This window comes from Ruegeria sp. AE4, from assembly GCF_056542185.1.
The window spans coordinates 814,126-838,105 of sequence record NZ_JBQFZK010000001.1; the positions used below are offsets into that span (position 1 = coordinate 814,126).

Sequence of the window (23,980 nt, forward strand, 5' to 3'; positions counted from 1 at the left end):
AAAGGTTCCGAGGACACACATGGACGACTTTCTATACCAGGCTTCGATCTATCTGGCAGCGGCAGTCATTGCCGTTCCCCTGTCTGCCAGACTGGGGTTGGGATCTGTGCTGGGCTATCTTGCAGCCGGGATCATAATCGGACCCGTACTGGGGTTAGTCGGAGCGGAAACCGAAAATCTTCAGCATGTGGCCGAATTTGGCGTGGTGATGATGCTGTTTCTCATTGGTCTGGAATTGGAGCCACGCGCCTTATGGGATATGCGCGACAAGCTATTGGGTCTGGGCGGTTTGCAGGTGTTGCTGTCAACAGTCGCGATTGCTGCCGTGGCCATGTACGCCAACCATCCATGGTCGGTTGCTCTGGCGGTGGGGTTGACCCTTTCGCTTTCATCGACCGCGATCGTTCTTCAAACCCTGTCAGAAAAAGGCCTGATGCAGACAAACGGCGGCCGCGCGACATTTTCGGTTCTGTTGACGCAGGACATCGCGGTGATCCCAATTCTGGCTTTGTTGCCACTGCTGGCCCTGCCCGCCATGCCGCGCTTCCAAGCCGATGGATCGATAGACAGGGGGGCCGGAGGTTCACATGGCGCGGGCGATCACAGCCTGTCGCTGGTTGAAGGGCTGCCGGGCTGGGCCGTTACCCTGGTCACAATCGGCGCGGTGGTGTTTGTCATTCTGGCCGGTGTCTACCTGACAAGACCGTTGTTTCGCTTCATCCACGCAACCCGTCTGCGCGAGATGTACACCGCACTGGCACTGATGATTGTCGTGGGCATTTCGTTTCTGATGACACTGGTCGGCCTATCACCTGCCCTGGGCGCGTTCCTGGCAGGCGTTGTTCTGGCCAGTTCTGAATTCAGACATGAAATGGAAAGCGACCTTGAGCCGTTCAAAGGATTGTTTCTGGGGCTGTTTTTCATCACGGTCGGTGCCGGAATAGACTTCGGTTATTTTTTCAACGACCCGCTGGACCTGATTGGACTGGCGCTGCTTGTGATACTTGCCAAGGGGATCATCCTATTTCTGGTGGGCAAGGCCTTCAAACTGCGGGGACGTGATCACTGGTTGTTCACCCTTGGGTTGGCGCAGGCTGGTGAGTTCGGTTTTGTCCTGCTGGCATTTTCGACGAAACAGAATGTCATTCCGCCCGACCTGTCGCAGAAACTGCTGATGATCGTTGCTCTGACGATGTTGATCACGCCGCTTCTTTTCATCGTCTACGATGCGTTGTCGCGGAAGATTGGCGATTCCGCGGCCAGCCCCGAACCTGACGTGATTGACGAAAAGGGCCCGGTCATCATCGCCGGCATTGGTCGCTTTGGTCAGATCGTCAACCGGCTGGTGCGGGCCAGCGGTTTCAAGACAGTCGTTCTGGACCACAATATTGAAACGATTCAGCTGATGCGCCGATTTGGCGTCAAAGGCTTTCTGGGCGATCCCACTCGGCCGGAACTGTTGCGCGCGGCGGGATTGGACAAAGCATCCGTTCTTGTCGCCGTTATGGATGATCACAAGCAAGTCACACGGCTTGTCAGCTATGCCCGACGGCAGCGTCCTGACCTTCACATCATCGCCCGCGCCCGCGACCGGACCCATGTATACGAGTTGTATCAGGCGGGTGCCAATGACATCGTGCGGGAAATGTTCGACAGTTCGCTGCGCGCAGGTCGCTATGTTCTGGAGAATATCGGACTGAGTGAATACGAAGCAGCCCAGGCTGAACAGACGTTTTACCACCATGACAGGAAGGCAGTGCGCGATCTGGCCGAGCTTTGGGTCCCCGGAATGCCAATCGCCGAAAACAAGAAATACATCGAGCGTTCGCAGGCGCTGGAAAAGGATCTGGAAACCGCGCTGCTGGAACTGGCTGAAGAGCACGCCAAGAAATCGGCCTGACCCAGGCCTTTGCCCGGGTCAGGTGCGGGTTTAGCCGTCCGAAACCCCAGCTTCGGCAAAGGTAGCCATGCCGGAATGACAGGCGACGGCACTTTTCAGAATGTTGATCGCCAAGGCCCCGCCGGACCCTTCGCCCAACCGCAGGCCAAGGCTCAGCAACGGCTCTTTACCCAATTTTGCCAGCACGGCACCATGGGCCGCTTCGGCGCTTTGGTGGCCTGCCACGGCATGATCCAGCGCGCCATCGGACAGCTTCCATAAGCAGGCTGCGGCGGCCGAACAGATGAACCCGTCCAGGATCACCGGGATGCGCAACACCCGCGCGGCAGCAATTGCACCCGCCATCGCAGCAATCTCGCGCCCACCCAGACAGCGCAGGATGTCCAGACCATCATTCGACGTGTGTTTCGCGACGCCCTCGGCCACGACACGGGTTTTGTTGACCAGACCGGCGTCATCCACACCGGTTCCGCGCCCTGTCCAATCGGACGCGTCGCCACCAAACAGCGCGCAGGCAATAGCCGCAGCCGGGGTGGTGTTGCCAATCCCCATTTCGCCGACCACCAAAAGATCGGATTGCGGATCAACGGCCAGCCAGCCAGTGCGCAACGCGGCCAGCAACTCATCCTCTGTCATGGCGGGGGTTTGGGTGAAATCCGCGGTCGGCTTGTCCAGATCCAGCGCGTGAACATCCATCTTCGCGCCTGCCGCCCTTGCCAACTGATTTATCGCCGCCCCGCCATGTTCGAAATTCATCACCATCTGCACGGTTACTTCCGGCGGAAAGGCCGAAACACCCTGCGCGCTAACACCGTGATTTCCGGCAAACACAATGACCTGAGGCGCGCTGATTTGTGGACGGGCGTCCCCTCGCCATCCTGCATACCAGACCGCAAGATCCTCAAGCCGACCAAGCGCACCAGGGGGTTTGGTCAATTGTCCATTTCGTTCGGCCGCGCCCTGCACCGCAGCGGCATCCGGGCCCGGAGCCCCCGCCAGGACAGCACGGAACGTGTTCAAATCATTCAGTTCAGGCAGCATGAAAGCCTCATTGCATCAGAGTGGTCCTGCGTGTTTAACCGAAGGATCGAAACCAACAAGACCCCGAAAGGCACGGGCGTGCATAAAAACGACACCAAACCGTTTTCCCTGTGGGATGTTCCGCTGGCCCTGGTGCTGTTGACCCGCCTGCCCCTGCCCCGTTTGCCCAAAGCCGTGTTTGCCCGGCAGGCACAATCGGTATGGGCATTTCCACTGGTTGGGCTGGTCGTTGGCGGACTGGCATGCCTGACCGGTTGGCTGTCGATGAGGCTTCAACTGCCCCCGTTTGTGGCAGCCTCGTTGCTGGTCGCGGTACTGATCCTGTTGACGGGCGCTATGCACGAGGATGGTTTGGCCGACACGTTCGACGGGCTTTGGGGCGGTTTCACCCCTGAACGTCGGCTGGAGATCATGAAGGACAGCCAGATTGGAACGTACGGCGTGCTTGCCTTGATGATCTCGCAGATTTTACGAATATCCGCGATTTCCACCATGCTGGCTGTTGGTCCGATCTGGATGGTTGTTGCAGCTTGCGTATTTTCCCGCGCCCTGATGCCAGCACTAATGGTTCTTCTTCCAAACGCCAGAAAGTCGGGCCTGAGCCATTCAGTTGGCACCCCCGGCGCAGGATCAGCCTGTATCGCCGTGGGCATCGCGATTCTGGTCGCTTTCAGCTTGTGCGGAAGTCTGGCGCTTAACGCGATAGTCTGCGCGGCTTTGGTCGTCGCGGTATTGGGGCTCGTCGCGAAAGCCAAGATCGGCGGTCAAACCGGAGATATTCTGGGCGCGTCACAGCAATTGGCGGAGATCACGTTTCTGCTTGCCCTCAGCGCCCAGATCTAAGAAGCGCCCCCAGTTTCAATTCGCAACGTATCGCCGCAATGTTTGCAATGCACGGCGTCCGGGTCGTGCCGGTACAACCCACAGCTGGGGCATTTGTGACGGACCTTCTGTGGCGCGAAAATTGCCTGCGCCAGCCGGACGAACAAGGCCACGCCAACGACCATAATAAAGACGGAAAACATTTTGCCGCCCGGTGTGACCAAAGTGATGTCGCCAAACCCGGTCGTAGTGAGCGTCGCCATGGTAAAATACAGCGCGTCTATGTAGGGCGTTTGCGCGTCTTCGGGGATAAAAAACACCAAAACGGCCGTCGAGGTGGCAAAGACAAAGACCAGCAGGTTGATCGCCGCGATAACAGCGTCCTCATGCGTGCGGAAAAAACGGCTGTCGCGCCGCAGATCCCAGAGCAGATGATATGAATGGATCAGACGCAGGGCGCGTAATATCCGCAGGAAAGCCAGGTTTCCTGTCAAAAACGGATCAAGCACCAGCGAGAGGACGACCACGATATCCGCCACTGTGTAGATCTGGCGCAAAAATCTCCAGCGGTCTTTTGAAATCCAGAGACGCGCAGCGAAATCCAGAAAGATCAGCACACCGACCAGTTGGCTTGCAACGGTCAAGCCCGGCCCGTGCGGGATGTGGGCCGTCCCGACAAAGAAAATGATTGTCGCCACGTCAAACAGGATCAGTGCATACCTAAACCAGACCGAAACAGGGTCGTGTCCGATATACAGGTATTTCACAGTCTGCTTCATGTCTGTCCAGTAATCCGCTGCATATACAGTGAAATTAGCGCCACTTGAACAAATCACCAAGCCACGAAAAAGGCCGCCCCAAATTTGGAACGGCCCGTTTTGTCAAAGTACCTTCGATCAGGCTGCGCGTGAGGTCAGAACCTCGTCAACCTGCTTGGCAGCTGACACCTCGCCAGCGCCTGAAACAGCCGCGACCTCACGGGTCAGACGTTCCAAGGCAGCTTCATATAGCTGACGCTCGGAATAGCTCTGCTCGCGCTGATCATCGGTGCGGTGCAGGTCACGGACCACTTCGGCGATCGAGATCAGGTCACCCGAGTTGATCTTCTGTTCATATTCCTGCGCACGGCGGGACCACATGGCGCGTTTCACCTTGGCCTTGCCTTTCAGCGTTTTCATCGCCTGACTGATCACATCGGGCGAGCTGAGCGACCGCAGACCGGATTCGGTCACCTTGTTGGTCGGCACGCGCAGCGTCATCTTGTCTTTCTCAAATGAGATGACGAACAGCTCAAGCGAGAATCCCGCGACATCCTGTTCCTCGATCGAGATAATCTGGCCCACGCCATGGGCGGGGTAGACAACATAGTCGTTCGGGCGGAACTCGAGCTTTTTCGACTTTGTCATTCAGTTTCTTCCTTGCTTGCGGACGGGACACGGACAACAAAAGCACCACATGCGGGGACTGTCTCAGCCCCGTCAGGCGGCGATATTGTCACAAATTCAGAACTCCAAAGTGAGCATACTTACGGAGCGCATCCCAATCTCGGTCATCATGTAGGTGCAGTATATCACAAATTTACGACGCCCGAAAGTTTACCTTACGGGAATTTATCATATTCAACCTGCATTCAACAGGTTGTGCTGCGGTCTTTATGCCAAAACAGGCCGCTTGGAACGAATCACTCAGCCGCCTTCGCCGGGCGCTTCCGAGAAATACTTCTCCATCTTGCCCTCTTCACCGTCACGCTCCTCCGCATCTGGCAGCGGGTCTTTCTTGGTGACAATCACCGGCCATTGTTCGGAAAACTTACGATTGAACTCAACCCACTCCTCCATACCCGGCTCGGTATCGGGGCGGATCGCGTCGGCGGGGCACTCGGGCTCGCACACGCCGCAGTCAATGCATTCGTCAGGATGGATGACCAGCGTATTTTCACCTTCGTAGAAACAGTCCACCGGACACACTTCGACACAGTCGGTGTATTTGCAGGCGATACAGTTTTCGGTGACTACATAGGTCATGGTCGGATTCCTGTTTGCGGTTTGAGCGACTAGCTAATTCAGTCTGGCCCGCTCTTCAAGACAGGATCAGTGATCTTCCGGGCGAGAAAGATCAATAGCGCGTCGATCTTTCTTGGTTGGTCGACCTTTTCCCTCGAAACCCGGATTTACAGGAGGCGCTTCCTGCTTTTCGGTCATATCAAAGTACAGCGTTTGCGCCTCGGGCGCCGGACCGCGGCGTTCCCCCAGTTTTTCCACACGTATAACGCGGACAATGCGGCCCTGCGAGAAGGTCAGAACGTCACCGGGGGCCACGGTCTGCGCCGGTTTCAGCACCCGGTTTCCATTCAGCCGGACATGGCCACCACTGACCTGTTTGGCGGCAAGGCTGCGGGTCTTGAAGAACCGCGCCTGCCACAACCATTTGTCAATTCGCAGTTTGGCCTCGGCCATCTTGCGTCAATTGCCGTCCTTCAGACCCATAAGCGCTGCGGCGAACGGGTTGTCGGGATCAATGGCCTTTTCCTTTTTCGGTGGCCGTGACGAGAAGGTCTTGGCACCCTGCGGCTTGCCGCCCTTCTTGCCGTGCGGTTTGCCACGGCCGTCCTGCGGTTTGCCCCGTGGTTTCCCCTTGCCCTGCCCCGGCTCGCGGCGCGGGCCACGGTTCGGCTGGCGCTGACGACCCCAGGTGAAGGTGTAGAACACTTCAACCTCGGGTTCATCCGACGCAGGTTCCGCAACCTGACCTTCTGCGACGACCTCTGCTGCCGCCTCAGTGCTTTCGGTGGCCTCGGCTGGCGCGGCGACCTCTTCTGAGGCCGTGTCAGGTGCTGGCGTCTCATCGATAACGGCTTGTTCAGCCGCCTCTGTCTCAGGCTGCTCTACCGGGGCCGGTTTGACCTTGTCACGCTCGCCGCGCTCGGCTTTGTAGCCGAGCCCCTGCATCAGGTCTGCAAACTGTTCAAGCGTCATGCCAGTGATCGACAGCATATCCGGCTTGGCTTCGAACCCGCCACGGCTATCTTCCGAACGAAGCATGTCCGCCAGACGTTCCAGCATATCGATACGGATCGATCGGTCGCCCGCATCGCGGTAGCCGCACATGGTATCGTAACCCTGCGGTGCATCCTTGGCGACCGGCACTGTTACCAACCCCGGAGGCGGTGCTTCGGGGAATTCCTGCAAACCGCCATACAGCGCCCACAACACCAGGCGCAGACGCGTCGGTGCGGGCTTCAGCAAGAGCGGCATGAAGATGGTGAACTGGCCAAACCGGATACCGTGCTTGCGCAAGGCGCCGCGGGCGTCCTGATCCAGATCCTTGACCTCTTGCGCGACACCGGCGCGCGGCAGAACGCCCAGCGCCTCGACCATGCGGAAAGCAAACCCTTTCGCCAGACCGTTGAGTTCCTCGTCGCGCGACAGATTCAGCAACGGCTCGAATAGCGCAGCGATCTTGCGGTCGATGAAATGTTGCAACCGGCGCCGCACCTTCTGTTCGACATCCGGACCGGCGGCCTCATCCACAAAAACCTCGACCACAGGCTTGAGAGGTTCGGCCCCGGCAACCAGTTTGCCAACGGCATATTCGCCCCACATCAGGCCGCCCTGATCGGTGAAATCAATTTCGGTATCGGGCGCATTGTAGAAGCGATCGGCACGCAGATGGAATTGCGGCGCGAGTGCTTGCAAAGATGCCGATTTGAGCGCTTTCGCTTCGGTTCCTTGCGCGCTTTTGTCCGGGCTGAACCGGAACCCTTCCAAACGACCGACGAATTCGCCTTCGACGGTCACTTCACCCTTGTCATTTACTTCGGCCAAAAGGGCCTCCTTCTGTTTGAGCCGCCGCAACAAAACCGATGTACGCCGGTCCACAAATCTTTGAGTCAGTCGCTCATGTAGTGCGTCAGACAGTCTGTCTTCTACAGTGCGCGTTTCGTCACGCCAATGTGATTCGTCACGCACCCAACCGTTTCGTTGCGCAACATATGTCCAGGTGCGAATATATGCCAACCTTTTGGATAACGCATCGATATCCCCATGGGTTTGGTCAATCCGCCGTATCTGCCGGGCCATGAAATCATCAGGAATACTGCCGCGTTCGTGCAGGTGGCCATAGATCACTTCCAGCAGACTGGCGTGCTCTGCATGGCTGATGCCGCGAAAATCAGGGATTCTGCACACATCCCACAGCAATCGGATGGATGGACCGTCACTTGCACGGGCGGCAATCTCGGCCTGTTGTGACAGCGATTTCAACACATTCAGGTCGTCAGCAGGGCGGGCTTTGATCAGGTGTTCGTCACTCGGACTGACCTCAAGCGAGTTGATCAGCGCGTCAATCGAGCCAAACCGGAGGGCGGCATTCCGCCAGTTCAACTTTTTCATCGGCGTAAACCGGCTGTCCATGATTGCCTGCGCGACACCTTCGTCCAGCGGCGGCGCCTCTCCGGTCACGCCAAAGGTGCCGTCCGACATGCCACGCCCGGCCCGGCCTGCGATCTGGGCCAGTTCATTCGGGGCAAGCGGGCGCATCCGCCGCCCGTCGAATTTGGTCAGGGATGAAAATGCAACGTGGTTTACATCCAGGTTCAAGCCCATGCCGATGGCATCTGTGGCAACCAGATAATCAACCTCGCCATTTTGATAAAGTTCCACCTGAGCATTCCGCGTCCGTGGGCTCAGGGCCCCCATGACCACCGCCGCACCACCTTTCAGGCGGCGCAGAAGCTCCGCGATGGCGTACACATTCTCGACCGAAAACCCGACAATAGCGCTGCGGGCCGGCATCCGGCTGAGTTTCTTCGAACCGGAATAGACCAGCTGCGACATCCGCTCGCGTCGGACAAACTGCGCCTCGGGCACCAGCGCTGCAATCGGGCCGCGCATCGTGTCAGAACCAAGAAAAAGCGTCTCGTTTGTTCCGCGCGACCGAAGCAGGCGATCTGTAAAGACATGGCCGCGCTCGGGATCGGCACACAGCTGGATTTCATCAATCGCCACGAAATCCGCACCCATACCTTCGGGCATCGCCTCGACAGTGCAGACCCAATACTGGGTCCGGGGGGGTACGATCCGCTCTTCACCGGTGACAAGCGCAACAACCGACGGCCCGCGGATGGCGACGATCTTGTCATAGACCTCACGCGCAAGCAGACGCAGCGGCAGACCGATGACACCTGTGCGGTATCCCAGCATCCGTTCGATTGCGTAATGGGTTTTACCTGTGTTCGTAGGGCCCAGAACGGCCACTATTCGGGATGACCCGCTCACCTTTGCCCCCTGCCCGGACCTTACAGCGCTGCGCCGTCGATCTGCGGCTTCAGTCGATTCACCGCATTGGTTACTTCTTCGTGGTGGGGATGTATAGCCAATGCCCGTGAATAGGCGTCGTAGGCTTTGTCAGGTTGTCCGATAATCTCAAAGATCAGGCCCAGACCATAGATTGCCTCGTAATTGTTGGGGTTCAGGGTCAGGGCATGTTCCAGATCGGCAGCGGCCATGCCAAACCGTTCGATCCCGAAAAAGGCCGAAGCGCGCAGGTGCCAGCCTTCAGCAAAATCGGGCGCATGGTCCGTCAGGGCGGTCAGATGTTCCAGTGCCGCACCTACGTCACCGTCATCCAACGCTTCGCGGCCACGTTCCAGTAGCAGATCGGCCGATGCTGAACCGGACTGGGCCCACAGAACTTGCAACTGCCGATCCAGGGCAATGGCCTGCTCGGGCGTCGATTGGGCAAGTTGTTGCAGCAATTCGCCCTCGTCCCGTGAATCCGCCTGTTGCGCAAGGCAAGTGGAGGAAATCGTGACTAGGACAAAAAGTGCCGCGACGGTACCTTTGAGATTGTGGATTGCAATGCTCATAACAATAGTCAGTGTAGCGTTGCGACCGGGGATGTCCATTCACGGCGCACTAACAATATGAGGAAAAACATGAGCGAGACACTTGAAAAGGCAGCCGCCGCTTTGAATGAAAAACTGGAAGGCGGCGCGTTTGATGCCTCGGCCAAGTTTGATATCGCCGATCTGGGTGCTATTGTCCTGGATTCCAACGGCGCGCGGGTCAGCGACGATGATGCTGATGTCACCCTAAGCGCGGATGCCGACACGTTCGAACAAATCCTCAGCGGTGAATTGAACCCGACAGGTGCGTTCATGTCCGGCAAGCTGAGCATTGATGGCGACATGGGTGTTGCCATGAAGCTGGCATCGGTACTGGCCTGATGGAGTTCTCGCCGGCCCCTTTGTTTGAAGACGTGGCCGGCGGCCCCGCCGGTGGAAAGGCCCACTGGTTGACGACGTCGGATCAAAAACGCATCCGCGTTGCTCACTGGCTTCCGGGCGGAAAGGCACATGGCACTGTCATGATGTTTCCGGGACGCACGGAATACATAGAAAAATACGGCAATACTGCCAGCGAATTCGTAGAGCGTGGGTTCGCCATGCTGGCTGTCGACTGGCGCGGTCAGGGTCTTGCGGATCGGTTGCTGGACGATGCTCGGGTCGGACATGTCGATCAGTTCACCGATTACCAGCAGGACGTTCAGGTCACCCTGAAACTTGCAAGCGCGCTGGACCTGCCAAAACCATGGTACGTGGTCGGGCATTCGATGGGCGGTGCAATCGGGTTGCGTGCCGTCATCGAGAATGGCTGCTTTGCCGCGTGTGCCTTCACGGGCCCGATGTGGGGAATTTTCTTCACCCCGGTCATGAAACCCCTAAGCCGCGTGACAGCCTATTGGGGCACAGCACTTGGCCTGGGCGAGCGGACGCCCCCCACCACGACGCTCAAAAGTTATGTCCTGTCGCAACCTTTCGAAGGCAATATGCTGACCCGTGATCCAGACATGTACCGGATGATGCAGGATCAGTTGAATGAGCATCCTGAACTTGCGCTGGGTGCCCCATCAAATCTGTGGCTGCGCGAGTCGCTGGATGAATGTGCTTGGTTGATGGAACAGCCCGCCCCAAAAACACCCTGCCTGACATTTCTGGGCAGCCATGAGCAAATCGTTGACCGCAAGGCAATTCGTGCGCGCATGGCCAATTGGCCCAACGGAACGCTGATCGAAATCCCGGATGGTGAACACGAGGTGCTGATGGAAGCACCCGAGGTTCGAGGGCCGGTTCTGGACAAGATTGCGGCGCATTTTCTGGCCAATCAGGCCAATGGCGCATCCGAGCTGGTTTCCTCGTAAACCCTTTCACCTTTGGAATTGGCCGCTTGTGATCCGGGCGCGCCAGCCCTAGATGTTTGCAAAAGCAGTCTACTAAAGGTGATCCATGCGCGACCTCCCCTTCCCTGTCCGTGACGCGAACGCAACCGGTGGCTCCGGCAATCTGGGCAATCTTCCGGAATGGGATCTGAGCGATCTCTATACCTCGGAAGGCGCACCCGAATTAGCGCGCGATCTGGATTGGCTGGAAGGCGAATGTGCCGCATTTGCTGCTGATTACGAAGGCAAACTGGCCGATCTGGATGATGCAGACCTGCTGGCCTGTGTGCATCGCAACGAAAAGATCAACACCATCGCCGGGCGTATCATGTCCTTTGCTGGTCTGCGCTATTACCAACTGACCACTGATGCAGAGCGCGCCAAATTCCTGTCGGATATGCAGGAAAAGATCACGATCTTCACCACTCCGCTTGTGTTCTTCACGCTCGAGATCAACCGGATCGAAGACGACGTTCTGAAGGCGCATTTTGCGGCCAACAAAGATCTTGCCCGATACGAACCTGTGTTCCGCCGCATCCGCGCAATGAAGCCCTATCAGCTGTCTGATGAACTGGAAAAGTTCCTTCATGATCTGGGGGTTGTCGGCGACGCATGGGAACGCCTGTTCGACGAAACGATTGCCGGTCTGGCTTTTCATGTCGACGGTGAAGAATTGAACATCGAAGGCACCCTGAACCTGCTGACGGAACAGGACCGCGCGAAACGTGAGGCTGCGGCGCGCGAACTGGCATCGGTCTTTCAGGACAACGTAAAAACCTTCGCCCGTGTCCACAACACGCAGGCCAAAGAGAAAGAAATCGTCGATCGCTGGCGCAAGATGCCGACCGCTCAGACCGGGCGTCACCTGTCGAACGATGTCGAGCCCGAGGTGGTCGAGGCCCTGCGTGAGGCAGTCGTGGCCGCCTACCCCAAACTGAGCCATCGCTATTATGAGCTGAAGCGCAAGTGGCTTGGACTGGACGTCATGCAGGTCTGGGACCGCAACGCGCCCCTGCCCATGGAAGACACGCGTATCGTGAATTGGGAAGAGGCCCAAAAGACGGTGATGAACGCGTATGATGCCTTTGATCCCCGGATGGGCGAAATCGCGGCGCCTTTCTTCTCAAAAGGATGGATCGACGCTGCGGTGAAACCTGGCAAAGCGCCGGGGGCCTTCGCCCATCCGACGGTCACCGATGTCCACCCCTATGTGATGCTCAACTATCTGGGCAAACCGCGCGATGTGATGACCCTTGCCCATGAACTGGGACACGGCGTCCATCAGGTGCTGGCCGCCGGTCAGGGCGAGATGCTGTCATCCACCCCGCTGACGCTGGCGGAAACCGCCTCGGTCTTTGGTGAGATGCTGACGTTCCGCAAGATGCTGGAACAGGCCGAAACCCCGGAACAGCGCAAGGTTCTGCTGGCTGGCAAGGTCGAAGATATGATCAACACGGTGGTCCGCCAGATCGCCTTCTACGACTTTGAATGCAAGTTGCACGCCGCCCGACGTGAGGGCGAGCTGACCCCGGATGACATCAACGCCCTGTGGATGAGCGTTCAGGCCGAAAGCCTTGGCCCCGCATTCGAATTCATGGACGGGTACGAGACCTTCTGGGCATACATCCCCCACTTCGTCCACTCGCCCTTTTATGTCTATGCCTATGCCTTCGGCGACGGCCTCGTGAACGCGCTTTATTCGGTATTCGAAAGCGGCGCGGAAGGGTTTGAGGACAAGTATTTCGACATGCTGCGCGCTGGTGGTTCAATGCACCACAAGGAACTGCTGGCCCCGTTCGGCCTGGACGCCAGCGACCCCAAGTTCTGGGACAAGGGCCTGTCGATGATCTCAGGCTTCATTGACGAGTTGGAGGCGATGGAGGGTTGAGACGCCCTCGACAGAGGGTCGCGACATCTGCCTTGCTGAAAAAACCTGCCATGCCCGGCACTGTCGCGCCCAAGGGGCCCCTGAACGCCCGCTACGCGGGACGAACCTGGCGTTGAACAGCTTTGGACCGGACTTTATGGTAAAAGTGATTTCTCAGTGAAGAAAAGTAACCTTGAATGCTGGATGGCCATTGAAACTTCTTACTCAATTGATGGCAATCGCCACAATTCTGTTCGCACAAACAAGCTATGCAGAAGGCACTCGGTTTGGTCGCCTTGATGGGTCATACCTTATCGCCAACATGGAAAGAGAGGAAATCTGGTCAGCCGAGTTCAATGAGGCATTTATTAGATACACCTGCTTAGAGTGCGCTTCTCCGGTCACAGCTCTCTTGGAAGCCATCACGCCTTACACGTCTGAACACTATGGAAGTTTGAGCGAAAGGTATCTTTCAGAACGCAAGGTTTATTGCACGGAATTGGTAGTAAGCGGCGCCGGCCAATGCCTGAAAACACGTCCAGCACGTATGCGTGGAGGTTCTTTGTCAGGATTTATCTCTGAACAAGACATTGCAAGTCAGCGAGAAATCGAAATCGTGTTCTTTTACCATGAACGAGAGTTTGGCCCTGAACTAATCCGAACCAAGATATTGCTCGAAGATGGCGCAATCTTACCAATTGATGCCCTGGGAATGTTTCGAGAGCATATGGCAAAGCTTACAATATTCTGGTGATCGAACAGTTTGCGTAGCAATAAGTCTGGGCTTGTAGCAGCCGTACCTGAGATCACTTCAACTGGCTGTCTTTTGACCCACGCCGATTGACGCCGCCACGTGCCTTGTACGCACCATCCCGTTCCTGCTGGCAATCAAGGCACAGCTTCACGCCCGGCAAAGCAACGCGGCGTTTCTCAGGGATCGGCTCTTCGCATTCGGCGCAATGGGTCAGGCTTTCACCAACAGGCCGCTTTTGCGCCTGCATCCGCGCCAGTTCATCCGAAATCGACGCTTCGATCTGTTCGCTCACTGCGCCGTCGCGCGCCCAGCCTCCGGCCATGGGTCATCTCCTGCTAAACGTAAGCAAAAGGATAGCCGAGCCCGCGCGCAAAGGGCAAGTTACAGCGAAACTGCGCCGTCGAACACGCGGTCAATCACCTCTTGCGTCCCCCGAGAAAACTCCAGCGGACAGGGATACTCTACTCCTTCCCTGACCGAGCGGCAGAAGGCCTCGACCTGAAGCTTGTAATGGTCTGCTCCAGGGAACCGGGTGACCAGCACCTCAAGCCCCGGGCGATGCAACTCGACCCGGGCTTCACCAAACACACGCGCATTAAACGGAGTTGTCAGGCGGATCAGGCCATTGTCCCCGTGAAACACCATTTCCTGATGAGGATGCATCCGAATGGACACGTAGCTTGAGTAGGTAAAACCGGGGAACTGCGCGCGAATTTCGGTGAAGATGTCGATATCATCCTGCCAACGGATGGCTGACTGTATCGCCACCGGTTCTTGCCCCGTTGCAAAGCGCGCTCCGCCGATCACGTAAACCCCGATATCACGCAATCCGCCGCCGCCCGTTTCAGCGCGGTTTCGAATATTCTGGGTATCTGCCCGATTGTCGAAACTGAACGCCCCGGTTACATGCACCAGATTTCCGATTGCACCATCCGCAATCAGTTTACGTGCCAGTTGCCATTGGGGGTGATGCACGATCATGTACGCCTCGGCAGCAAGCAAGCCGCTTTCGTCGCGCTTTTGGATCAATGCCTCAAACTCATCCGCCTTCATAGTCATCGGCTTTTCGCACAGCACATGCTTGCCGGCATCCAGCGCTTTCAGGCTCCATTCCACATGAAGATGGTTGGGCAGTGGTATGTAGACCGCATCAATACCAGGGTCCGCCAACAGCGCATCATAGCTTTCGAACACTTTCAGATCGGGACAGAACGACGAAAAAGGTTCAGCCTTTGCCGCGTCTGACGTCGCCAGCGCAGCCAGTCGCGCCCCGTTGGCGGCATGTATCGCCGGTGCCATGTATTCACGCGCGAATTTCGCGGCACCTAACACGCCAAACTGAACCGGTTTTTGCATAACGCTCTCCATAGATGTTTGAACCCCAAAGGGTTCGTGCCCCTGCGAGGTCCGCAGGATCGACCTGTCACACCGTCATCGAAATGAAACGCGTCTTTGCCGTACCATAGCTTTGGCCCTGCGGCCATTCTTTTGGCTTCACAGTCTGGATAGCGGTCATACGCGTTCAGCAGGAAATGATCTGTCAGGACGCGCCGGGCATGTGCGCGAAGAGGCGGTTTCTTCGCACAAGTGTAAAAACCAGCCCGCAGCTATTGCAGGCTGGTATTGTGGTCAGCTGACACCCAGCATCCCTTTTTCACGTGCCAGATCCCGCATTTTCTTTTGCAGCTTCTCGAACGCGCGAACTTCGATCTGACGGATCCGCTCGCGGCTGACATTGTATTGGGCGCTGAGGTCCTCCAGCGTAACCGGTTGATCCAGCAACCGGCGCTGGGTCAGGATGTCCTTTTCACGGTCGTTCAACACGTCCAGCGCCGCAGCAAGCAACTCGCGACGCGCTTCCAACTCATCGCGCGCCTCATAATCTCCGGCCTGGTCGGCGTCTTCATCCTCAAGCCAGTCCTGCCATTGCATCGTGCCTTCGCCTTCGGACCCGACCGTGGCGTTCAGAGAAGCGTCCCCGCCGGACATACGGCGGTTCATGCTGATGACTTCCTCTTCGGTCACGCCTAGATCATTGGCAATTTGCGCGACGTTTTCGGGGCGCAAGTCGCCCTCTTCCAGTGCACCGATGCGCGCCTTGGCTTTGCGCAGGTTGAAGAACAGTTTTTTCTGCGCCGAAGTTGTGCCCAGTTTCACCAGCGACCATGACCGCAGAATATATTCCTGAATCGAGGCGCGAATCCACCACATGGCATAGGTGGCCAGACGGAAACCCTTTTCAGGGTCAAAACGTTTGACCGCCTGCATCAGGCCCACATTGGCTTCGGAAATCACTTCGGCTTGCGGCAGACCGTAGCCGCGATATCCCATGGCAATCTTGGCCGCCAGCCGCAGGTGCGATGTCACCATCTTATGCGCGGCTTCTGTGTCCTGCTCTTCAACCCAGCGCTTGGCCAGCATGTATTCTTCTTCTGGCTCAAGCAGGGGAAACTTGCGAATCTCCTGCATATAGCGGTTCAGGCCGCCCTCGGGCGTCGGCGCGGGGAGATTTGCGTAATTTGCCATTATGATGTCCCTCCGACAAATGTTTAAGTCTTTAACATAGGATATGGGTAAAGAACCCATCCTGTTCAAGAGGTGCTGCTAACAGTCTGAAATTAATCTTTCATGAAGGAAAGATAAGAAACTCTTACTCACAGGACTTTGCTTATTATGTCAGCGGTGCACGAAGCGCGGCAATCAGGTTCTCCATGTCTTGCGGCAGTTCGGCTTCAAACCGCAGGTTTTCGCCGGTCACCGGGTGCTCGAACCCCAATACGGCGGCGTGAAGCGCCTGCCGGGGAAAGCCGGACACGCATTCGGCGGCGGCAGGCACAAACGCCTTGGTCGCCAGTTTCCGCTTTCCACCATAGACCGGATCCCCGACAAGCCCATGCCCGGCATGGGCCATATGAACGCGGATCTGGTGCGTTCGCCCGGTCTCGAGCCAGCATTCGATCAAAGCCAGACCAGCAGGCGCACCAAATGTTTCAACAACCCGCGCGCGTGTCACAGCGTGGCGCCCGCCATGAAACAACACCGCCTGCCTTTGACGGTCGGTCTTGTGCCGCGCAAGCTGGGTCGTCACAAGCATGATGTTGCCCGGCTCAAAGCTGACACCTTTGACGCCGCGCAAACGAGGATCACTTGCATCCGGAACCCCGTAACACACAGCACGGTAATAGCGCTCGACGCTATGTGCTGCGAATTGCTCGGCCAGCCCGTGATGCGCGGCGTCCGTTTTAGCGACCACCAGAAGACCGCTGGTTTCCTTATCGATCCGGTGAACGATACCGGGGCGTTTCACCCCCCCAACACCTGACAAAGCGTCACCGCAATGGTGTAGCAAGGCGTTGACCATCGTACCCCCGGGCGAGCCCGGCGCGGGGTGCACGACCATGCCTGCTGGCTTGTTGACGACGATCACGTCTGCGTCTTCGAAAACAACCTCAAGCGGGATGTCTTCAGCACCGATATGGCTGTCTTCCGCCTCGGCTACAGTTATGGCGACCTGCGCCCCTTCGGACACTTTGGCCTTTGGGTCCTGAATCCGGGTCCCGTCGATCCGAACCGCGCCATCCTCGATCAGGCGCGCCAACCGCGTGCGCGACAGGTTTTCACCGTCTGGCACATCCCGCGAAAGCGCCTTATCAAGGCGAGGCGGCGGATCGGCCGCGATCTGAAACTCAATCTGGCGGGTGCCCATGACTGTCCCTTCCGAACCCCAAGAACCGCAGGAAACCCCACAGCTGCGATTGCTGCGGCGGATGGTCATGCTGCTGACCGCGGTGATGATTGGCGGGGTTCTAGTGACATTCGCCCTGATTGTCATCCGCCTATCGGACCGCACACCCGCCTTGCCAGATCAAATCAACCTGCCCGACGGTGCCCGGGCACAGGCCCTGACCATCGGGTCCAACTGGTATGCGGTCGTGACCGACGACAACCGCGTCCTGATCTTTGACAAGACAACAGGAAAGCTGCGTCAGGAAATCGCCGTCGAGTAACCTGATCAGTTCGGGAACAGACGGGTGCCAACCCAGGCCTCACCCATCTGCACATCCAGTTCGGGAGTACGCATCTTGCGTTTTCCGCCAAACGGGCAGAGAGTGATTTCGCCAAGATATATCTTGTCGCCAATTACATAAAGGTCCACCCGCGCAAACTCGACACGTTGCCCAACCGCTTCGGCTATTGCGACCATATCGTCAAAGACCTCTGGCTTGGGCTCGGTGTCATCGCTTGTCTGGAAGTACAGCTCTTTCGGGATAAAGTTGAAATCCCGGTCGTGGATCATCTGCACATGCCCCCGAGAGCGGTCCCGGTCGACCTGAACAATCTGGACCTTTCCGGCGACAACCCAGAATTTCCAGTCGATGATATCCTGACCTTCAGCCGCCAGATCCTCTTCAAGGAAATAGCGCGTTTCGATCGTGGAATACCACCATTCTGCCGCCCAGAAGCCATGGGGAATGGGTTTATTGCTCCAATTGTTAAGCTTTTCCTGGGCTAGGTTGCGGTCTTCTGTGTTCATGGGCCAGGTGATCCTGTGGTTTTGCCCCTGCCCGTTATTGCATTTGAGCCAATAGCTGCCGGGCTCGAGGTCGAGGTCTTCCGGCAACTCAGGCGACGATGAAACCCAATAGCGCTTCACCGGTGTAACGAGGTTCCTGGCTGGTTCTGGGATATAACTTTCCGCCGTCAACTTATCAGCCGCCGACACTTCGGGCATCTCGGCAAACAGCTTCATGACCAGCATCTTCTCAGTCACGGTCTTGGGGTTGCTCAAATCAGGCAAATAGCGCTGATTGTTGGCAAACCTCGACAATGACATAGACATAGCATTCAACCGCAATGCGTCATTGGCATAGTGATCCCAACCTCGCTGATGACCCGATTGGGGTTTGTCATTCACCCCATAAAGCCCTTTGTCTTTTATCTTATCCAATTCAACCTGGGCCAATTTGAAGAACTGCTCAGAGTTTGCGACCTGAGCTACGGACATCACGCCGTTGGTGGCTTCACTGATTTCCTCTTTGCTGATCCGCAAGTCCGGAAGCAAGTCGGGAAACTCGATTTTCTGCGGCGCGCCCCGCCCTCTGCGTGGCAAAGGTGCATTGGCAGGACTGATCCCCAAACCGCGCAGCCTTCGATCCAGAAATGAATGACGTTTTACACCCTTGGCAATCCACCAACGCATCCGACGGCCCCAAAGATGGACGGCCTGCGTCTGATCCGTAAGGTACTTTTTTCGAAACTCCCGCGCTGGAATGTCGTTCGCCTGCCCCGTTTGCCGAAACGGCAACGGGTAAAACACCGGGGGTGGGCTGGCGTGTTCTATCTCGCCATGATGTCGCAGAAACCACGTCATGACACCGGGTCCGTAAACACTGTGTGCCTGATCCGAGGCATGAGGCAACTCACCGGCCTTCTTCTGGCGTTCCAGATTCTCGCGTTCCTCACCTTCTACCCAAGGACGGATCGGGAATGGATCAAGACTGTATTCCGTATACGCTTTCAATGCGGGGCTGTCTGACGGCAACCGCATGATCGCATTGCAGATCGTATTGCGATTGAAGAAACCGAAAATATGATCCGCTTTCGGGATCGGTTTCAAAGAAATCACATCCGTATCGCACCAGAGAAAATCGGTTTTTTGCATCAGCTGCAGCCTGAAAATATCAGATTGCGGAACCGGTGTTTTAAACTGGTTGTTCATAATGAACCGCTGCGGTTCGTGAATTTCGTTCGCCGAAACCAGTTCGATACCTTCGGGTACATTCTCGACTTCGTCATAGTGGAACAGCACGACCCTGTGTCCGTTCGCGACAAAAGACAAAAGGCACATCTGCTCCAGAAAACTGAGAGGACCTTCCAACCAGAGCATTCCGATTGTGGGAAGAGTATTTTCCGCGGCCATATGCAGTTTCTCCGAAGGCGGGTTTTTCAGGATTCAGGCTGTTTTACGCTGGAAGACGGTTGCTTGTCTGCCGAAAGACGCGCGTGCAATCCGCGGTCTTTAGCAACAAATTCAACAGCCGGCTTATTAACAAGCGTCTGGTAAAGCGCGTTGTATTCTGGCTGTTTGAGAAGGTCTTCGATCAACGCCTTGTGCCACAGGAATGCCTTTCGGTGAAGCCGAGCTAGCCGCCCATCGGACTGAAACTCCGCCATCAGTGCGTCAACTTCGCCCTTGTACCTGAGGATCGTCTCATCCGTCGCGCCACCCCGGTTCCAGCGGTCCCAGTATTCCGTTCCCAACGTCTGGGACGAGTGATTAGCTCGCCCACGGCTGCGCTTGGCCAGATAGGCTTGTGTGGAGCGGACCGCATAGTGATTGATCTGTGCAATCTCAAATCCAAAAGGCGGTGCAACATGATTCCCAAAAGGTGCGGGTTCTTTCGCGTGCCCCCCGGGAACAGACCGGAACACACCTGCCTCAAATTCGGATTTGGGATGCGGGTTGTGCATACCATAGCGGAGATAGACTTCGCCCTGTCGGAAAAGCGATTTGACGAACCGGCGCCCCGCCCCGCCCTGCTCATACTCTAACTCACCATCAAAAAACTGCTGCGTCACTGGCGCGTCGCGCAACACATGGCGACCGCTGTTCGAGAATATCTTCCAGGGAATCGAAATGACATCCACGCCCGGTGTGGCCTCAATCAGGTCGTCCACCTTATGGTTTCCGACATGAATATTCAGAAACTCATCCGCATCGCAGACATAGACCCACTTGGCTTCTTTCACGACGGGCAAACGGCGGGCCTGCCTCAGTGCTGATCTGTGAATCCCGCCCGTTCCCACGCGGTTCCTGTGAAATTCAACATGCCCCAGGGCCTCAAGGCGGCGCAAAATTCTGTTCGTACCGTCCGTGCAATCGTTGGTGTAAACAATGATCCTGTCGAAACCCAAAACTTTATGATGAGCCACCCATTCCAGAATATATGGGCCCTCATTTTTCATCGCAGAGATGAGGATTTTTTGAGGCTTGTTCATCGCTGCCATCCACCCCAGACGCTTAGTCGCCCTGTTTCTTGCTGTCGTCTTGCGGGGTGATTTTTTCTATAGCGATCTGCGCACCAGCAATTGCCCGGATACGCAATTCACGGGGGTGTTTGCCCAGAAACTCGTTGACGGCCCGGATCACGCCATCACCCCACCAGCCGCGACGGTGGTAATCATCGAACGCCATGATCCCACCCGATTTGATCTTGGGAAACAACGCCTCCAGGTCCGCAGTAACGCCCTCGTAAGAATGATCCCCATCGACATAGGCAAATGAAATGCTTTCATCGTCAAAGAGCTTTAATGCCGGCACCGAGAAATCGCGAATGATGCCAACCTTGCCTTCCTCGATCTCTTTTTCGAAGGACGTGACGACCTTCTGGAAGATTGCTTCCATCTTTTCGTCTTCGGTCCGGCCGACAAACGCCGTTGTGTGCGATTCCTCGCCAATATGTTTCCAGGGATCGATCAGAAACAACTGACTGGGTTCAAGCAATTTCAGGATTGTCGGAGAAAACTCGCCCTGCCAGACACCGATCTCAACAGCCACCCCGCCCTTGGGAAGGCGCGTCAGGAACGTACGACGGATCGCGTCTTTTGTATTCTTGCGCTTGGTTGCCTTGTCTGCGTTCGGTTTATTCTGGCTGCCGGGAACAGCACCGATCACTCTGGGTTCGTTTGACATCTCGACCTCACTTGCAGACGGGTATTGATTTCTCGCGAAACCCGTTTTGTTTATTGGGCAATGGCTAACATGTCGTTGCCTCAAGAACCAGAAGCTATGTGTCGTTTTTGGAAAGTGGTGGCAACTTGTCGATACCAAGCCACGGAGGCTCGAGGCTTGTAATCCGATAGTCACTCGCTTTGCTCGCAAGAAAACGGTTAATCGCCGAAGACATGCCGGAATAAGACCCTTTGCCCCGCCTGTAGGATGTAAAGGCGATACTTCCGCCCGGAGCCAGAACCCTGTCGATCCGGTTCAACAATTGTAACATGACACGCTCGGCGCGAACGCCGCGTATGATTACGACGCCCACACTTTGATCCTGAAACAACTTCAGCATCAAAGGCGGCAGCGCTCGGTAGACCCTCAGACGCCCCGCAATGATCGGTTCGCGGAAATACTCCAGCAATGCATAGAACGCGCGATCCAGGGCCTGTAGATTACTATCTTGCGTTGTATCCTTGCAGGCGAACGTATCCCACGACAGCCCCCATGGCCCGATGATTGTCAATTGCGCGACTGCATCCAATGCGAGTATTTCTTCTACGATTTCGGTTTCGACATGCCCGATCAAAACCCAGTTCTTCTTGCCACTAATTGACCGCAAGAACCGCTGTCGCTGCTCTTTCGTTCTTTCAACCTCCGGAGACACTTGCGGCAGGAAAGATGGGTCCTTCGGATCGAACGGCAAGTCCACCTGTTTTGCATCAGTGATTAATGCATGCTGTGCCGCCGCTTCTTCGTACTCCATGGCCGTTCCCAGAGAATCCAGCCGGGTAAACCAGGGATAGTTATTGGGTCGTGAGTTTTCAGGTTTGGACATCTTGCCCAAACGCGTCCATTTCGCAACTTGCGCGAAAGAAACTTCGGGGTCTTTGTAGGTCTCGGCATCAAAGGAAAGATCGCCTTCTTCCATCACGCCCAGATCCAGCGCCTTTATATATCGCCCCCCGGCAAAATTCTTGTACCGGGTTATGAATCCCTGCGCGGCCTCTGTTTCACGTATCTCCGAGATACGGCGCTTGTGATAAGCAACAGCTTTTTCGTGCAAGACTCCCAGAACACCATCCGCACGTAGTTCATCATACGATTTTACAAGGCGGTCCAATTTGGAAAGGATCGAAAATTCTTCAACTTTGTTGAAGCAATGCATGTGCCAATAGGCTTGTCCCGTCGCCTCCATCTTGGGATGAAACGCGGTTGTGTTTACATCCCCCCGCAGCCGCTTCATCAGATAACTCTCAATGGACCGAACGGCATAGTGGTTCATCCTGAAAAACTGCTGCCCAAAGGCCGCGCCAGTCGTGGAATGAGACCAACCGTTTCGCCGCATTGCAGGTGGCAAGGGATCTCCGTCACCATCAATCCATGCAAAGCTTTCGGCCTTTCCGGCGATTGGGCCACGCGGACGGTGTGTGTTGATTGCCCGATAAGACCCGTTGTTTCTGACAAGCGATTTGAAGGCACGCACATTCTGCGGTGTGACCACCCCCAACTCTGCTGCAGATGTGAATTGTTCGATCACAAACTTGTCTTCAAACTCGACAATCCCATTGTGTCCGAACATCTGCCATATCGCGGCAAATCCGTCTGCATGTGGAAAGGTGCGAAACATATCGTCCAGCGTGCCGTCCCCAACACGGATATCGAGAAATTCGTCGACATCACAAACCAGAATCCACTCGGCCTCAGCGTACCAGGGATGTTCCATAGCGTTCGCATAGGCCGACGCCTGCGGCCCATGCTTCCAGGGACCGGGGTTATCGATATGCACCAGAAAACCCAGTTCCTCGCATCTTTTCAGGATCGCATCGGTGCCATCAGAACAGTCATTCGAATTGACTATGAAATGCGTGAACCCGATCGAAAGGTAATAGGCGATCCATTCAAGGATGAACGGCCCCTCGTCTTTCATCGTTGATATGACAAGTCTCATCGCACCTACCCGCAACCTTGGCTCGCAAACTCAGGACGAAGGGAAAAATCGCATCATTGCAGAGGTATGGCGCGCTTCCCGACACCTGGCTTAGTTACGGGCCTCGGATTTGCAATGCAAGAGAACAGACCAGAACGGCAAAGCCTGCTTCGCATAAGCTGATCCGTGCTTCACAGGATGCGAAAAGATTTGGTGCGGTCGAGATGCCTTGAAGTACCGTTGCCCTGTATTTCTGCTTGTCCCCCTATATCCACCGGCGTGGAAAAAATTGCGCAAGGACAGTGCTTTGCGGGTACTTTACTGTTTCCCTTTAGCTCCAAGTGTTTCACTGTGTCCCTGAATACAGGGTGGACATGAAGGTGGATCGATGCCTGCACTAAACAAACTCACGGCAGTCAAGGTAAAGACAGCGCCTCCCGGAAAATACAACGACGGTGGCGGGCTTTGGCTGCACAAACGCGCTGATGGCGGCGGGCAATGGTTTCTGCGGGTCCAAATCCACGGCAGACGACGCGAAATGGGTCTCGGTTCATTTACGGAAGTGGGCCTGAAAGAAGTCCGTAACAGTGCCGAACGATGGCGTAAGGTCGCCCGGAGTGGCAAAGACCCAATTAAGGAGTGGACCTGTCCCGTTTTTGTGCCGCCCCAAGTGCTCGTTTAAGCCACTTTCCTTTCGAATGCGACAGGGCTTTTCCAGCCCAATGCTGAGT

Annotated in this window: 23 protein-coding genes; 8 read left to right on the forward strand and 15 right to left on the reverse strand. The window is 56.3% G+C overall.

The window, feature by feature from the left end; all coding sequences use genetic code 11:
• The first annotated feature begins 19 nt into the window (after window positions 1-19).
• On the forward strand, window positions 20-1,900 hold the full coding sequence (locus tag ACR0EK_RS04075; protein ID WP_480565201.1) for a monovalent cation:proton antiporter-2 (CPA2) family protein: 1,881 nt from the start codon (window positions 20-22) through the stop codon (window positions 1,898-1,900).
• A 30-nt stretch (window positions 1,901-1,930) separates the two neighbouring features.
• Here ACR0EK_RS04075 and cobT read toward each other — a convergent pair whose 3' ends face one another.
• Window positions 1,931-2,941, reverse strand: coding sequence for a nicotinate-nucleotide--dimethylbenzimidazole phosphoribosyltransferase (cobT, locus tag ACR0EK_RS04080; RefSeq protein ID WP_480505547.1), 1,011 nt, complete (start codon window positions 2,939-2,941; stop codon window positions 1,931-1,933).
• Between the two features lie 30 nt (window positions 2,942-2,971).
• Between cobT and cobS the strand changes: the two genes are divergently transcribed.
• A complete protein-coding gene (cobS, locus tag ACR0EK_RS04085; RefSeq protein WP_480485943.1) occupies window positions 2,972-3,784 on the forward strand; it encodes an adenosylcobinamide-GDP ribazoletransferase in 813 nt (270 codons plus the stop codon).
• Here the strand turns inward: cobS and ACR0EK_RS04090 are convergent.
• From ACR0EK_RS04090 to ACR0EK_RS04115, 6 genes are all read right to left on the reverse strand, one after another.
• Entirely contained in the window at window positions 3,781-4,542 is a 762-nt protein-coding gene (locus ACR0EK_RS04090) for a potassium channel family protein (RefSeq protein ID WP_480485945.1), read from the reverse strand. The genes cobS and ACR0EK_RS04090 overlap by 4 nt on opposite strands.
• 117 nt (window positions 4,543-4,659) lie before the next feature.
• Window positions 4,660-5,169, reverse strand: coding sequence for a CarD family transcriptional regulator (locus ACR0EK_RS04095; RefSeq protein WP_209504207.1), 510 nt, complete (start codon window positions 5,167-5,169; stop codon window positions 4,660-4,662).
• Between the two features lie 279 nt (window positions 5,170-5,448).
• Complete coding sequence (fdxA, locus tag ACR0EK_RS04100; RefSeq protein WP_480558659.1) at window positions 5,449-5,787, reverse strand: ferredoxin FdxA; 339 nt, start codon at window positions 5,785-5,787, stop codon at window positions 5,449-5,451.
• A gap of 66 nt (window positions 5,788-5,853) precedes the next feature.
• Complete coding sequence (locus ACR0EK_RS04105; protein WP_480485946.1) at window positions 5,854-6,219, reverse strand: RNA-binding S4 domain-containing protein; 366 nt, start codon at window positions 6,217-6,219, stop codon at window positions 5,854-5,856.
• A 6-nt stretch (window positions 6,220-6,225) separates the two neighbouring features.
• Window positions 6,226-9,039, reverse strand: a complete 2,814-nt coding sequence (locus tag ACR0EK_RS04110) for a helicase-related protein (protein WP_480565204.1) — start codon at window positions 9,037-9,039, stop codon at window positions 6,226-6,228.
• Window positions 9,040-9,059: 20 nt separating this feature from the next.
• Window positions 9,060-9,629, reverse strand: coding sequence for a tetratricopeptide repeat protein (locus tag ACR0EK_RS04115; protein ID WP_480565207.1), 570 nt, complete (start codon window positions 9,627-9,629; stop codon window positions 9,060-9,062).
• Between the two features lie 69 nt (window positions 9,630-9,698).
• On the opposite strand from ACR0EK_RS04115, the gene ACR0EK_RS04120 reads away from it, so the two are divergent.
• The 4 genes from ACR0EK_RS04120 to ACR0EK_RS04135 all read left to right on the forward strand — a co-directional run bounded on the left by ACR0EK_RS04120 (window position 9,699) and on the right by ACR0EK_RS04135 (window position 13,602).
• Window positions 9,699-9,989 carry an SCP2 sterol-binding domain-containing protein gene (locus ACR0EK_RS04120; protein ID WP_209504212.1) on the forward strand — a complete coding sequence of 97 codons (291 nt, stop codon included), beginning with the start codon at window positions 9,699-9,701 and terminating at the stop codon, window positions 9,987-9,989.
• Window positions 9,989-10,963, forward strand: coding sequence for an alpha/beta hydrolase (locus ACR0EK_RS04125; RefSeq protein WP_480565210.1), 975 nt, complete (start codon window positions 9,989-9,991; stop codon window positions 10,961-10,963). Before ACR0EK_RS04120 ends, ACR0EK_RS04125 begins: the two co-directional genes overlap by 1 nt.
• Window positions 10,964-11,048: 85 nt before the next feature.
• Window positions 11,049-12,869 carry a M3 family oligoendopeptidase gene (locus tag ACR0EK_RS04130; protein WP_480565212.1) on the forward strand — a complete coding sequence of 607 codons (1,821 nt, stop codon included), beginning with the start codon at window positions 11,049-11,051 and terminating at the stop codon, window positions 12,867-12,869.
• Between the two features lie 190 nt (window positions 12,870-13,059).
• Entirely contained in the window at window positions 13,060-13,602 is a 543-nt protein-coding gene (locus ACR0EK_RS04135) for a hypothetical protein (protein ID WP_480485954.1), read from the forward strand.
• A 52-nt stretch (window positions 13,603-13,654) separates the two neighbouring features.
• Here the strand turns inward: ACR0EK_RS04135 and ACR0EK_RS04140 are convergent, their stop codons facing one another.
• From ACR0EK_RS04140 to ACR0EK_RS04155, 4 genes are all read right to left on the reverse strand, one after another.
• Window positions 13,655-13,924 carry a DksA/TraR family C4-type zinc finger protein gene (locus ACR0EK_RS04140; RefSeq protein ID WP_480485956.1) on the reverse strand — a complete coding sequence of 90 codons (270 nt, stop codon included), beginning with the start codon at window positions 13,922-13,924 and terminating at the stop codon, window positions 13,655-13,657.
• A gap of 59 nt (window positions 13,925-13,983) precedes the next feature.
• On the reverse strand, window positions 13,984-14,958 hold the full coding sequence (locus ACR0EK_RS04145; protein WP_480565215.1) for a Gfo/Idh/MocA family protein: 975 nt from the start codon (window positions 14,956-14,958) through the stop codon (window positions 13,984-13,986).
• A gap of 273 nt (window positions 14,959-15,231) precedes the next feature.
• Window positions 15,232-16,128 carry an RNA polymerase sigma factor RpoH gene (gene rpoH, locus ACR0EK_RS04150; RefSeq protein ID WP_267366971.1) on the reverse strand — a complete coding sequence of 299 codons (897 nt, stop codon included), beginning with the start codon at window positions 16,126-16,128 and terminating at the stop codon, window positions 15,232-15,234.
• 145 nt (window positions 16,129-16,273) lie between these two features.
• On the reverse strand, window positions 16,274-17,308 hold the full coding sequence (locus ACR0EK_RS04155; protein ID WP_480565218.1) for an RluA family pseudouridine synthase: 1,035 nt from the start codon (window positions 17,306-17,308) through the stop codon (window positions 16,274-16,276).
• Between ACR0EK_RS04155 and ACR0EK_RS04160 the strand changes: the two genes are divergently transcribed.
• The gene (locus ACR0EK_RS04160; RefSeq protein WP_480565221.1) at window positions 17,307-17,609 is read left to right on the forward strand and encodes a DUF6476 family protein; all 303 of its coding nucleotides are present in this window, start codon (window positions 17,307-17,309) and stop codon (window positions 17,607-17,609) included. The two genes, ACR0EK_RS04155 and ACR0EK_RS04160, sit on opposite strands and share 2 nt — an antisense overlap.
• Window positions 17,610-17,614: 5 nt before the next feature.
• Here ACR0EK_RS04160 and ACR0EK_RS04165 read toward each other — a convergent pair whose 3' ends face one another.
• The 4 genes from ACR0EK_RS04165 to ACR0EK_RS04180 all read right to left on the reverse strand — a co-directional run bounded on the left by ACR0EK_RS04165 (window position 17,615) and on the right by ACR0EK_RS04180 (window position 23,270).
• Complete coding sequence (locus ACR0EK_RS04165; RefSeq protein ID WP_480565224.1) at window positions 17,615-19,522, reverse strand: ATP-grasp fold amidoligase family protein; 1,908 nt, start codon at window positions 19,520-19,522, stop codon at window positions 17,615-17,617.
• A 26-nt stretch (window positions 19,523-19,548) separates the two neighbouring features.
• Window positions 19,549-20,601, reverse strand: a complete 1,053-nt coding sequence (locus ACR0EK_RS04170; RefSeq protein ID WP_480565227.1) for a glycosyltransferase family 2 protein — start codon at window positions 20,599-20,601, stop codon at window positions 19,549-19,551.
• Window positions 20,602-20,623: 22 nt separating this feature from the next.
• Window positions 20,624-21,295, reverse strand: coding sequence for a class I SAM-dependent methyltransferase (locus ACR0EK_RS04175; RefSeq protein ID WP_480476586.1), 672 nt, complete (start codon window positions 21,293-21,295; stop codon window positions 20,624-20,626).
• Between the two features lie 94 nt (window positions 21,296-21,389).
• Window positions 21,390-23,270 carry a glycosyltransferase family 2 protein gene (locus tag ACR0EK_RS04180; RefSeq protein WP_480565230.1) on the reverse strand — a complete coding sequence of 627 codons (1,881 nt, stop codon included), beginning with the start codon at window positions 23,268-23,270 and terminating at the stop codon, window positions 21,390-21,392.
• A gap of 367 nt (window positions 23,271-23,637) precedes the next feature.
• On the opposite strand from ACR0EK_RS04180, the gene ACR0EK_RS04185 reads away from it, so the two are divergent.
• A complete protein-coding gene (locus tag ACR0EK_RS04185; RefSeq protein WP_480565234.1) occupies window positions 23,638-23,931 on the forward strand; it encodes an Arm DNA-binding domain-containing protein in 294 nt (97 codons plus the stop codon).
• The last annotated feature ends 49 nt before the right edge of the window (window positions 23,932-23,980 follow it).